Here is a 12635-nt window from a genome sequence, read left to right as displayed (position 1 = left end):
TCGGGGGTGCAGTTCGTGCACAGCCCCGGCCGCCCGGCCCTCACCTGACGGCAAGCCTTATGGATCCTGAAGACTGGACGCCCGCGAACGGTCACCCACGCGAGTGAAGAGGCGCGACATTCTCCTGACAGTGCGGCTGGCTCTGTAGCGTGCCTGGCCGCAGCTCACAGTCCGCTCGCGCGATGAACAGCAGCGCCGGGCAAGGAAGAGGGAGAGGCCATGGGTGCCCCTTCAACCAATAGTCGCCACCTTCTCCTGGAAGACCGACCGCCGCCGAGCACCCCCACGGCGCAGCGGCTACCAGGCAAGGCCAGAGCACGCCAGGAGGTGCTGCGGGAGTGCGAGGCGGAGGCCACCAAAATGCGCGGGTACATCCCGCGAGTGCTCTGGGACTTCCTGATTCCGGATTTGACCCGCGTGTTCCGATGGCGCGTTCAGCTCGACTGTGGCTGCATCCCCGAGGTCCTCACTCGCGAAGACGGCACCCCACCGCACGAGGCGCAGTGGAAAGATCACCGCTCACCGCTGCCGCCTGGGCAGATGATCTGCCATCACGACGACTCCCCTCCGCCGCCCTATCGCGGGATCACCGAGTGGAGAGAGCGGAGGGAGGTGACGTTTCCCGCCGACCCGGTCGATCCGCCGGACGACACGGATCCCAAGATTTGGTCGGTACTCCGCCATGACGAGCCGCACACCTCCGCGTTCTGGGAGGTGACGCTGGCTTGCGGTCACGTGGAGGAGGCCATCGCCCCGAGTCTCGATTGGGTGCCTGCTTCTGGGCCTCGTCGTGCGGCTCCGGAACGAGTCCAGCAGATGTCCGCCGAGTTCGAGGACGCCTGGCGCGCAAACCCGGAGCTGCAGACCGAGCGGGATCGGGAGCACACCCGACGGATGCTCGCGGACGGCTGGCCGACCCCGGAGCCTGAGCAACTCTGTTACTCCTGCCCCCAAGTGCGATTGATCTTGGCCTACGAGCGGGTCGGATGGCTTGTCCCCCGGCAGCGACAGCCCAAGAAGGCGGCGAGCACCGCACCCACGCCCTCACGGTCCACCTTGGAGCGAAGGCTGCGAAAAGCCGAAGCCGAGGCCGAACGCCTTCGGACCGAGTTGGATCGGATCGACAAGGGCCGCCCCTCGCCCTGAATGAATTCCGCGGGGGCGTTTTCTGCGCGCGGGTAGACATTCAAGGAACGTGCCACCGTCTGCAGGCAAGACAGCCCAGCATCACCAAGCTGGCGTGTCAACTCAGTCCGAACACATGCGGCATGCCGCGGTACTGAGATTCAGAAAAGGCCAACTTTTCCAGGATGCCAAGAAAAGTCATTCCGATATCCCAGGCGGCAATCCCCTGAGAGCGGATCACCGCGATACACGCTTGCTGAAGATCCGGAAGCCCCTCACCTGGGAGCACCATCGGCATATCTATCATGTATGGATTAGCACAAGTGGTGACGACGCCCGCAATAATCACATGATGCACGGGGCATCCTTGCAGCGCGTCGAGGACAATCCGGCCCGCTGGTGTTTTGCGGGCACAATCCGTTAAGTGGGGCCGCAGAAGATCCGCGAGATTGGAATCCCCTTCGACGGGCATGGCACCATGTCGAGGCAGCCCAGGAATCGGATCTGCCCAGTCCTGGACCGAGAAGATGATCGCAGCCGCACGTTCATCGTCAGCGAGCCGAGAGAGTGCGGCTGTGAGGAGCTGCCTAGCAGCTCTTCCGAGGGCGCGCTCTCCACCGTCCCACCCTGTGAGAATCTGCAGGGCAGTCAGCAACCGGGCGTCCCTGGCGCTGAGCGCATCTTTGATTGCGTATTCGATCATAGCTCGGGCCTGGTCATGGTGCTCTGCCGCCCTAGCGAGGATTTCGGCAAAACCATTGATGAAGAGATCGCCCCTCGGCCCTTGACCGATGAGCGCGGTGGCATGTTGGACAAGTAGATTATGGAAGCGAGGATGTTGTCGAGTCACATCGTCGTCAAGGAGGTCTAGCGCCAATTGCGCACCGGGCAAGAGGGTCATTGTGACAGTGTCACGCGAGTCGAGCTGACGCAGGGCGTTCAGTAAATCACCACGCAGATGGGGACGGTGAGTAAACAGGCCGGCGACGGCAAGCATCCACGTATTGCGCCATGAGGAGTCGGTGGCAAGGGATTCCATTCGTGGAACAATGTCGTTTTCGGGACCAGATATAAGGGCACGAGCAGCCATTAACTCCTGCAGGCTTCTGATCTCAAAACCGATGTAGCCAGCATCAGGGGCGACAAGCAGAACGAGCCGGTCGGTCGCGGCGCTGAGAAGTCGCTCGGCCAGGCTCTCTGCCCGCAGAGGGTCTTCAGTCTCCTCAAGCAGCCGCTGGCGGATACGCTGACGCAGATCGTCTTCCTCCAGTAAAGCGTCCATTTTCCTGGCTTGTCCCGCTCGAGACTGCAATAGCAGTGCGACGTGTTCATGAACCCAGTCGATGTGGCGCCGGTTTTCGGCGAGGAGCTGGCCAACACCGCCGGGCTTAGCGACTTCTCGAGCATAGACAGTGTCGTAATAAGCATCGAACAGTTCATAGCGGTTCTGCGGCATACGGGCACGCTCTTCCAACAACAGGGACATGATCGTTACCTGCAGCGGCGTACTCATCAGATGGGTGGCGCCCGGGTCGCGGGATGAAGTTGCGATGCGCTGCAAGACAGTGTCGCGCATGTCTGGGTCGTCCAAGTGCCGTGCATGCGCCAGTCGATCGGCGTAGAGGGAGGCGTCTTTGGTGGACATCGGAAGCAGCTTGAGGGTTTCGTAGTCGCCATCGTGAAACTCGCCCTGATAGCCCTGCGGGCGAGTGGTGGCCACGACCAGGAGATCAGCGTCGCTCTCGTGAGCCTCGATGAGGAAGTCGGAGATGCGGGACATCATCTCCTCGCGCGTATGCATAGAAGCGACTTCATCGAGGCCATCTAGAATCACAATCCATGGCCACGTGCGCAGCCAACGCTTGAGGTGTGCACCCGTGATCGTCTCCGTGGCCCGATGGTTGATCTTGCGGGCCAGATAGCGCAGCAGGCTGACATCTTCGCCGCCAAGAATGGCGTTGGCGTAGTCATTGAGAACAATTCGGATCGGCCACCGCAGCGACTTCGGAGAGGGTAATCCAATCGCCGTGAGATCCTGGCGCAATGTACGTAGGACCTCACGAACCTGACTAGGAAGGAGGGACTCACCCTCGTTTAAAAGGGCTATACGGTAAGCCTGGCAAACCAGTTGCCCTAGAGTACTCTTTCCCTGACCGGGGCCGCCAAAGAGAACGATGTGTCGAGGGTCAGGCTTCTCTTGTTGGGATGGACGCAGAACTCTATTTCCACGGTCAATTATGTATGCGGCAGCATGGGTGGAACTCGAACTTTTAGGGCGAGATGGTTCGCTGTTACCGACGGACGGGTGGTCTGGGTGACCGAGTGCCGCTCTCAGGTCGACGGCGACCGGACCTAAGCCGAGTCTTTGATTCCCCGCCGAGGCGCCAGCCTGGCCAAGGCGGATCCACTGATCGGTGAGGAGTTCCCTACCCGCGTGCGCACGGATGAGCTCTGTCGTCTCGGCATCCGCGTCGGTAACCGTGGCGAGCAGGCGGGACAGGACATCACCCGGAGTGACAAAGCCAGCGTAAGCGCGACGGACAGTGTCGTGTATATCGAGATAGCGGCAGATCTCATCAAAGTGCCATACGGCCCACCCTTTGAGCTCCAGTTGGGTGGCGTAGGAGGCTATCAGACGCTCAATGCGGGCGATCCCCCCGGAGTCAGGCACTGGAGATAGGACCACGTTGGTGGTGAACAGGACGTACTCGGGCCGCCGCCCTCGCTTCGATTGCGAGTCCAACCAGGCGGTGAATTCTGCCTTGATCTGACGCTCAAGCCACTCGGTTCCTGAGCTGACGCCATCGGTACGCTGCTTAAACTTTGCCTGGATCACCCCATATCCGTCCCATTCCTGCCCTGAATGCGGGTAGGGCACCGGGCCGGCGAATGACGCTTCGCGACCACCGTCCTTGCCGTCTCCAAATACCGACACGCCCGGACCGAGCACGCGCTTTGCCAAGGCCTGTGAGAGGTGCTCGAACTCCCGGCTGCCAAGTCGACTCAAGTCGTAGTCCACCCCATCATCCTTCCCTCCCAGATGGCAGAGCGTCCCAGGGACGCGAAAGCCGAGCACGCGAAATCATCGGCCATGGCAAGAGGCAGGCGGCAGGCCCAAGTGGCGCGGCTTCCCGGTCTCGTGCGCGGCGCGCAAGACGCGCTGGCGCAGTCGTCACACCTGCGGCACTCCCTGCGCGCGTTCCGCCTCACCGAGCACGGCCCACCCCCGCTCGCCCTCCGCCCGCAATCCAGGCCATGAACGCGGCCCGCCACCCGGGTCACATGGAGCGACATCAGGTGCCATTCCTCTGCGTGGTGGGGGCCGCGGCTACGTGTAAGGGGTGACGGGGCTACTCGGCCCCGCTGTTCGTCTCGCCGTCGAGGTCCTCGGGCGTGACGGTGCGTCGGTATTGTGGGTGGTCCTTGTCCATCTGGAGAGCCGCGTGGAGGGGGATCGGGTAGCGGGTGCGGTGCTTCCAGGCGAGGGCCTGGTGGCAGAGCCTGGCGGCCACCATCATCAGTTCTCGGCGGTGGTCGGTGTTCACAGCGATCGGGAAGATCTCTGTGGCGGTCATGGCGTAGTAGTTCGCCTTGATCTCGTTCTTGCCCTTGTTCCACGGCAGTGCGCCATAGCGGGTCTTCTTCGAGCCCTGTCTGCCGGCGCCGTTTCCGTCGAACTGGTGGGTAGTGTTGACGAGCAGCCAGGTGCACTGCTCGCCGAGATCCGGATCCGGGTCGATTCGGAAGACCTGTGTGGTGCGTTCCTTGGTCTTGACCTCGCTGTCATTCTCGTCGGTGATGGTGACCTGTACCGGGCGCGGGACCTCCTCATCGGTGGTGTTGAGGCGAATCACGGCGACCGGCCGGTACTTGGGGGCGATCGTGGAGCCCGGGAGCCAGGTGGTGTTGGGCTCGGGTGGCTGCCCCTGGGCCTTGTTGTTCAGGCCCTTCCACAGCCGTCGGCAGGCGAAGCCGTCCACCGTGACCGTGTACGGGGTGCCGCCCAGGTAGTCGGAAAGGTCTTCGAGCGCCTGGTCAATGACTTTGGCGGTGCTGGAATAGCCAGCGAAGTTGTCCATGAATTCCGTCATCTTGCCTGCCGGGTAGTCGGCGGCATGGAAGGCGGCTTCGGCCAGGTGATATGGCCTCCAGGTGCGGTCGGTGTACGACCATCCGTGGAGCGTCCACGCACCGTCTTCCTCGGCGGGGGGCTTGAGGACGCTCGCGGAGACGGAGATCCGGGCGTCCCTCTCGCCCGGGCGGCGTGACTGCCTGCGGACGTGAACGCCGCAGTGCGCTACCCCGTCCGCGGGGAGCTTGCCGATGGGCTTGGTCAGAACGCGGGAGATTCGCCGGTCGATGAACCCGAGATTGCGGTAGAGGTCCATGAGGCAGGACAGGCTCTGGTGGTCCATGCCGGTGGACTTGTCAATGCCGGTCTGGACAGCCCTGTCGATGTACTGGACGACCAGGTCCATTTTGGCCAGGACGCGGTGAGTCTGGTGCTTGGCGTCTTCGCTGTCCTTCGGCCTCTGTGGGGAGCCCTTCTTCCCGTCGCCGTACTCGGTTTCCGCCCACACACCGACGATCTCCCCCGACGCCGTCTTCAAGGAGAGCAGGTCGGCCGTGTGCGCAGACCGGCCGGCCGCGGGGCCATGCTGGAGGAATTCGGGAACGTGATGGAAGACGACGCTGACCTGGGTGCCGTGTAGCGTGACGTTCTTGCCTTCGGCGGGGTTGAGGCCGACGGGGTCGAGTCCGTAGGCGCGGGCTAGTGCGTTGATCATCCGCTGACGGATTTCGTCGGTCGCCCACAGGCACACGATGCGCAGGTGCTTGAGACCCATGGCGTCCAGGGAGCGGGTGACGTCCAGTGGCTCCATGAGGACTTCGTCCTTCTTGGCCTGCTTGAAGTTGCCGCCCTCGAAGAAGCCGTACAACGGTTGGCAGTTGTCGCCGAGGGTGCTCTGGATGTGGTCGTACAGCCCCCGGTAGTAATCCATGCCGACACCCGAGCCGACGGGGAAGTAGAAGTTCTTGGACATGATGGGCCGCACTGTGCCCAGTGGCTGCGGAGCGGGCCTCTCCTCACCGTTCTCCTGGGCTTGCTGGCGGGCCAGCCTGTCGGCCTGGATCTGCCGGTCGACCTCGTGGAGAACGGAGCGGCCCATGCCGAGCCGGGAGAGTGCTTGGAGGGCGAGCCTGTTGACGTTGCGCATGCGTCCCCGGCCGTCGAGTTCGACCTCGACCAGTGGCCGGTCTGCGCGGTCTTGCTTGGCGAGGACGGTGCGGGCGAAGTCCATAGAGCTGCTGATACGGGTCGCCGAAGCGGAGACGAGGATCAGGGGGTCCTTGACGTTGGGCTCGGTCTTCATCCGCAGCCGGATCCGCGGCAGGGCGAACCGGGTTCCGGTCTCGTCCGGCCAGGGGTCGTCCCATGCCACGAGGCCGCCCGCCGTGTCGGGGCGGAGCCGGACGGACTGACCGTCGATCTTCCAGGGTTCGGCCGCGATCCGGCGGGCGAGGTCCCAGGCGACAGTCTCATAAACCCAGTTGGGGGCATCCGGCTGCTTACTCTGCGAGGACCCCAAGTATTTGGCCAGCTCACGCGGTTCCTGTGGGGTGGAGGCGAACTTTTCCGCGATGCTGACGGGCTGGTTCAGGTCGATGTCGTCGATGTCTTCGCCCGTCGCCAGCCCGTACAGCAGGGTGAAGACGTCGCGAACCGTGTCGTCGTCGATGGGGTCCCGGCTAGCCAGGACGGCTCGTTTGGCGTCGAACCAGACGTACCCGCCGGTGAGGGCGCGAAGGGCCGTCGTCGCAATGGAGTGTGGGGCCTGGACCTCGTCCCGCCCTGCCCGTCGGCGGTAGGCGTTGTCGAAGGTGTTCCACAGCTTGACGCCAGCCGGGCCGCAGTCACGGACGTGGACGGAGGCGTCCGAGAGGAGGCTGCGCGTGACCCGGACGGCGAGGAGATCGAGACGCTGGGTCACCTTGGGCGGGCGGGAGGACATAGGGACGGGTTCTCCTTCGAAGGTCATGCAGCAAGGTCGATTCCGGCGTAGGCAAGGAAGGCGGCGAGGGCTTCGCGGTAAATGTCCCTCATGCGGCGGCGTTCGTCCTCGTCCCAGTTCTCGTGCATCCGCTTGAGGATGCTGGCGAGGTCGGCCTGCCACGAGTCGCGGTGGAAGGCGTAGTCCACGAGGTGCAGGGTCATGTCCGTTCCACCGCGCCGTGCTCGTCCGGCGAGCTGGATCATGTCCACGACCATGCCCGCGACGATCTCCTCCTGCAGGACCTTGTGAGTCGACCCGAAGCCGGGCGCGGAGCGCATGATCAGGCTGAGGCGTCTCCACGCCTCGGTGCGCGCGGCTGCGAGAGCGGTGACGGGGTCGTCGCTGGGCACCTTCGGCAGGCTGTTGAGGCCGGCGGCGTTGACCGAGGCGTACATCTCCGGAGGATCGCTCAAGAGCGCCAGGGGGCGGGTGCACAAATAGACGGGGGTGATCGCTGACTTGGTGCCGATGACGATGTTCAGGCCGCGGGCGATGCGTGCCATGGGCACGACGAGGATCTTTCCCTTGGTGGGGAAGGTCTCGAACTCCTCAGGTGTCAGCTCGACGATGCCGGCGGGTAGCGGTGGCAGGTCGCTGCGGCGTTCCTTGTCCGGTGGGACGGCGACGCACAGGCCGCCGGTGTAGTTGCCGGAGTTGTAGATACCCAGGGCGATGTAGCGGCAGTGCAGGTAGGAGTTGACTACCACGGCGGCGTGGGCGCGGTCCTTGTCTTCCTTCTCCAAGCGTTCGAGCTCGGGGTGGATGCGGGTGTCGTACAGGTTCTCACCGAGCGCTTTGAGGGCGGCGGCCTTGAGGTTTTGGGGGAGCCCGGAGATCTGGATCGGGTTGTTGAGGGAGTCGGTGATGGTGTGCCTCTTCGCGCGGATGCTGTCCGGCGCGGCGTCGGTCATCCACCACTTCACGGTGCTGTGAATGTGCTCGCGGACGGCCTGCGGGAAGTACGCGGTCGCTGACAGGCCCATCACGGGCCGCTCCACGCCGGCAAGAGCGAGGGAGACGATACTGCCGAGCTGGGCGGTGTAGGTGTGCGGGTCTCCGGTGATGCTCTGGGAGGTGAGCTCGCCGGTCTTGGCCGGGTCGTCCAGGCCGGTGACGCGGTAGCCGAACAGTGCGCGGCCGAGCATGCCGAACGGGAGAATGTTGGCTCCAATGCCTCGTTCGAGGCGTTCGGCGAGGGCGCGGGCCGATGCCAGACCGCTGGAGCGAAGTTGGGCCGTCTTACCTGTGAGGTCGTTGAGGGTGTCGTCCAGCTCGGACAGCCAGGTGCGGACGATGAGCAGTTCGACGGCCTCAGCGCGGTCGTGCTCGTTCTTGACGATGTCGCTGAGGATGTCGTCCAGGCGGTGCTGGGCGTGAGTGAGCAGATCGGTACCGCGGTGGCCAAGAAGGTCACCGAGGACGTCGCGGACTTCCAGGTAGTGGTCTTCCAGTTCCACGGTGCTGAAAGGATCGTCGATCGGGTCCTGGCCGGGCTTGGGCGGTCTGAGCGCGTTGAGCTTGTCGAACAGTTCTTGCGGGATCTCGTGTTCGTTGGTGATGCCTGATTCGGGAAACAGCAGGTGGATCAGGCGGCGGTCCCGGCCTCCGGAGATGTGCCATCCGGTGCTGTTCATTCCCGCACGGTCACCGACGGGGCCACCGTCGCCTTCGTAGTGCCGCAGGTGGAGTTGGCCTTCGCAGACGGCGGCCAACAGGAACTCGGTGAGGTAGCGGGCGTAGGTGACAGGTGGAACGAGTTCCTTGACCGTGGCGGGTGGCTGCTTGCCCAGCTCGTCGTGGAGCTGCTGGAGCGGGATCTTCTTGTCGAGGCGGGAGTCCAGGACCAGCTCGCTGGAGCACTTCCCGATGGCCGTGGACTGGAACTGGTCGATCTCGTCGATGAGGGTGGCCTGGCAGCGGCGCAGCAGGAACTCGGCCACGCTCAGGCCGTCGGTGGGCCGACCGTCGAGGTCGATACCGATGGGCATCCGGCCCATCATGAAGTTGTGGTGGTTGGTGACCACGACAGAGGCGGTGCACGCGTTGTGGTGCTGCTGGTACTTCCCGCACACCGGCACGAACGGGCAGCGTCGGGTTCCCTTGTCTGGGGGCAGCGGGTAGAGGCTCATACAGGATTCCGAGCCGGCCGGGTAGGGGTGCGTGGACTCGGTGAAGCGGTTCAGCGAGCAGCCGTAGGAGAGCTGGCTGATCTTCCATCGGATCTTGGCCGGCTGCTCGGCGATCGAGCCCTCGATGCGGGAGGCGACCTTCATGGCCCGCTCGTGCAGTCCGTACGGTGACATCAGGGGTGTGCACGTCTCGGGGCGGCCAAGGTATGCGAGGTCCTCGCTGATGTCCCACGCTGCCGCGAGCGTCGTCTCCACAGTGGGCAGGACGATCGCGAGAGTCAGCCTGTTGATGGCGAACCACGACGCCATGACTCGGACGAGGACGCTCTTCCCGGTACCGGTGGGGGCGTTGAAGACCTCGGTCGCGCCGGCGCAGAGGCGGATCATCTCCTTCGGAGAGATGGTGTCCGTGGTGTTGAGCTGGCCGAAGAGCGCCTTGAGGACCTGGTGCAGGTGTCGGCCTTCGGGCTTGAGTCGCTGATCCAACTGCCGGGCGAGGTCGAGTAGGCCGCTGGTAGGGATCTCGACGTTCGGGGTGTGGGCGGCGGTGTTCACCTGCGGCGGGCTCTGGCACGGGTCGGTTTCGGAGCTGCCCGCGAACGTGGGGAGTACAGCTCGGCCCTGGATCTCCCCGATGCCCCCGGCGTAGAGCTTGCGGGTCATCCACACCCCGGCCCCGGCGGGCGTTGCAGGCTTGGGACGGGGGTGATCCTTGTGGACCCGTTTCAGGGTGCGGTCCACATAGCCCAGGAGATCGTCTCCGACCCGGGGCGAGGCTGCTTCCGCCACGGGCAGTTCGCCGACTGGAACGAACTGGGGGGCCTGCCCGGCAGGAGGTGTTGCCAGTCTCTTACGGGCTGCATGCGTGAAGGCCGGCGCGCTGGCGAACTCACCGGGGGCGTTGACGAGAACGTCCGCGAGTCGTTGCTTCTCGTCGTGCGGCAGGCTCGCCCAGGCCGACCACTTGTCGTACTGGCCGGACAGGAGGAATGCGGCGTGCCTGAACCTGGCGGTGGGCTGCCCGTGCTCGTCAGGCGGACCGGGGAAGTAGTGGGCGGCGAGCGCCAGCGCGCAGAAGACCGCCGCGTCGTCCTTGCGGAGCTTGCTTGTCAGGCCCATCGGACTCCCGCCCTTCTGCAGATCTTCTCGCCCATGTCACCTGCGGTGGCCACGTTCAGGCCGAACTCCGCGCACACCCCGCGCAGCAGGGGAAGAGAGGCTTCGCGGTGGTCGGGGACGACAATCCACTCCGCTCCACCGGCATCGCCGCCGTCAGCCTGGATCTTCTTCGCCAGCAGCTTCTCCGAGGTGAAGTCCTTGATGTCGAGCAGGAAGGACTCCGTCTCGTCGTCGCGGTGCCACACATCCACGTGCAGGTCATAGGCATCCTGGTAGGGCCACACGGTGATCGTGCCGGGACAATCGGCCCCGACGCCCAGGGCGACGGGGTTCATGTAGGGCTCGGGGGCGGCGACGAAACCGCGTGAGCGCAGCGCGTCGTACAGGGCGATCTCGACGAGGCCAGGAACGGTGGTGTAACGCCACGGTCCACGCGTCAGCGCGAGATACCCGGCGGCTGGCAGCGGCTGCGGCACGGGCCCTCGCAGGTCTGGGGCGAGGACGGACGCCGCTCCGGTAGGGGCCGGGGGCGGGGCGCCGGGGATCAGCGACGGCGGGTTCCCGGCGCCGGGGATCTTGAAAGAGTAGGAGGCCCCCATCAGCTCCGCGTGCGGCCGGTAGAAGCAGCGGACCCTGCCAGTGACCGTTTTGCGGGAACGGTGTTGGGTGACCTTCATCGGCCAGCGGCACACGGGGCAGGCGAACCACCACTGCTCGTAGAGCGCGGCAAAGCTAATGGGCCGGTAGAACTGGCCGACAACGCTGGGGAGGTTCAGCCGCCGCACCTCCGTCTCGGTCCCGGCCGGCATACGAGAAAGGTCGGAACGGCCCTTGACGTACGCCTCTTGGGTGCCTCGCTTCCGTAACCCCTCATAGACAGTGACCTGATCCATCTCCTGTTCGAGTTCCGCGAGGGAGGTGGACCGGCCATCCCTGGTCGCCTTGCGGACGGCTCGCGCGACCTCCCTCTGTTCATGGTCCAAGTCGAACAGGTCCTCTTCGAACAGGCCGTCACCATTGATGAGGTGGACGCCAGTCATCTCCTCCGGCGGCACCCCATCGGGGAGGAGGAGGGCGAGTTCGCCGCTCAGCATCTGCAGGAAGGTGTCAAAGGGAAGCGGCTGGCCGGGTCCACGGACGGCGAGGACCTCCCCGTGGCCCTCCATCAGAGTGCGCAGGCGGCCTTCGGGAGACTGCTCGGTGTTCGTGAAGGCCTCGGCGGACATGGCCGCCGCCCGCATCACCATCTGCCGGACTACGTCATGGCTGATCGGCTCGGTCACGGAAGTGAACATCACGCTTGGCAACATAAACCAGGGGTCTGACAATCGAGCGGCGATCGGGGCCGTTACAGCGAATCCGGGACGTTGACCTGGACATTTGGATACGCAGTCTGATAGGCGGCGCGGTACGCGTTGATGTGCCGCCTTCCAGCCTCGGTGATCCGCCACCGGTACTCCCGGACGAACGTCCCTCGCCCCTTCTCGGTACGAACGGCGAAACAATCGATGTAACCCCGACTCGGTTTACCGTTGGGGCGGTAGTCGGTACCGAGGTAGTACTTGGCCTTGCCTCCCATCACGTCCTCCGGCAGCCCGTCTTGACCGGCGGCGGCGACCCTGGCCAAGTTGCCCCACAGCCACTCCGACAACATGTACTTGGGACGGCGCGGCGCAGGGGCAATGCCTAGTCCGACACGGGCACATGCCCGGCCCGCACGGGTCAGTTCCACCAGGACACGGGTAACGAGACCGACCTCCGGAACGTCGATCCGATCTTCTGTGATCTCCAGAAGCCCTCTGCGAGCGAGAGCGTGCAGGGTGGCTCCAGCTCCGGCGTCGAGGCAGCCGTCGCCGCGAAGGCGTCTCTGAATCGTGGTGTACTCCGCGAACGGAAGCTCGGCTTTCATCGAGAACGGCAACTTGCGCCACGCGGAGGCCGGCCCTGGGTCCTGATAAGTGGACCGAGCCGCCCTGGCTCGGCGCTCCGCTTCCTGGTCCTCACGAAAGCAGGCGAGCAAGTAGCTACGCTGACGGCTATTCAGACCATCCCACATCGCGTCGGCCTTCTTCCGCAGGGTGCATCACATCCAGAGTTATCGTCTGGCGACCACCCGGGTGGCTGGCAGCACCCAGGCGACGTTCCTACGCCCCAGAGCCACGCCGAAATCAGCCGCCCCGCGCCGCCTTTCGGGCCGCGCGGGGGC

At 64.7% G+C, this 12635-nt stretch carries 6 protein-coding genes; 1 reads left to right on the top strand and 5 read right to left on the bottom strand.

The window, feature by feature from the left end; all coding sequences use genetic code 11:
• Positions 1-381 precede the first annotated feature (381 nt).
• Positions 382-1146, top strand: a complete 765-nt coding sequence (locus tag PYR72_RS34495) for a hypothetical protein (RefSeq protein WP_275458927.1) — start codon at positions 382-384, stop codon at positions 1144-1146.
• Positions 1147-1243: 97 nt separating this feature from the next.
• On the opposite strand, the gene PYR72_RS34490 is transcribed toward PYR72_RS34495, so the two are convergent.
• From PYR72_RS34490 to PYR72_RS34470, 5 genes are all read right to left on the bottom strand, one after another.
• Positions 1244-4144 (bottom strand): hypothetical protein, encoded by a 2901-nt coding sequence (locus PYR72_RS34490; RefSeq protein ID WP_275458926.1) that lies wholly within the window; start codon positions 4142-4144, stop codon positions 1244-1246.
• 331 nt (positions 4145-4475) lie between these two features.
• Entirely contained in the window at positions 4476-7139 is a 2664-nt protein-coding gene (locus PYR72_RS34485) for an RNaseH domain-containing protein (RefSeq protein ID WP_275458925.1), read from the bottom strand.
• 23 nt (positions 7140-7162) lie between these two features.
• A complete protein-coding gene (locus PYR72_RS34480; RefSeq protein ID WP_275458924.1) occupies positions 7163-10429 on the bottom strand; it encodes a hypothetical protein in 3267 nt (1088 codons plus the stop codon).
• Positions 10420-11757: a hypothetical protein gene (locus tag PYR72_RS34475; protein ID WP_275458923.1), complete on the bottom strand. Its 1338-nt coding sequence runs from the start codon at positions 11755-11757 to the stop codon at positions 10420-10422. Before PYR72_RS34475 ends, PYR72_RS34480 begins: the two co-directional genes overlap by 10 nt.
• A gap of 20 nt (positions 11758-11777) precedes the next feature.
• Entirely contained in the window at positions 11778-12338 is a 561-nt protein-coding gene (locus tag PYR72_RS34470) for a hypothetical protein (protein WP_275458922.1), read from the bottom strand.
• Between the last annotated feature and the right edge of the window lie 297 nt (positions 12339-12635).

It is taken from the genome of Streptomyces sp. VNUA24, assembly GCF_029167005.1.
Classification (GTDB): domain Bacteria; phylum Actinomycetota; class Actinomycetes; order Streptomycetales; family Streptomycetaceae; genus Streptomyces; species Streptomyces scabiei.
This window is presented reverse-complemented; position numbering and strand designations above follow the sequence as displayed.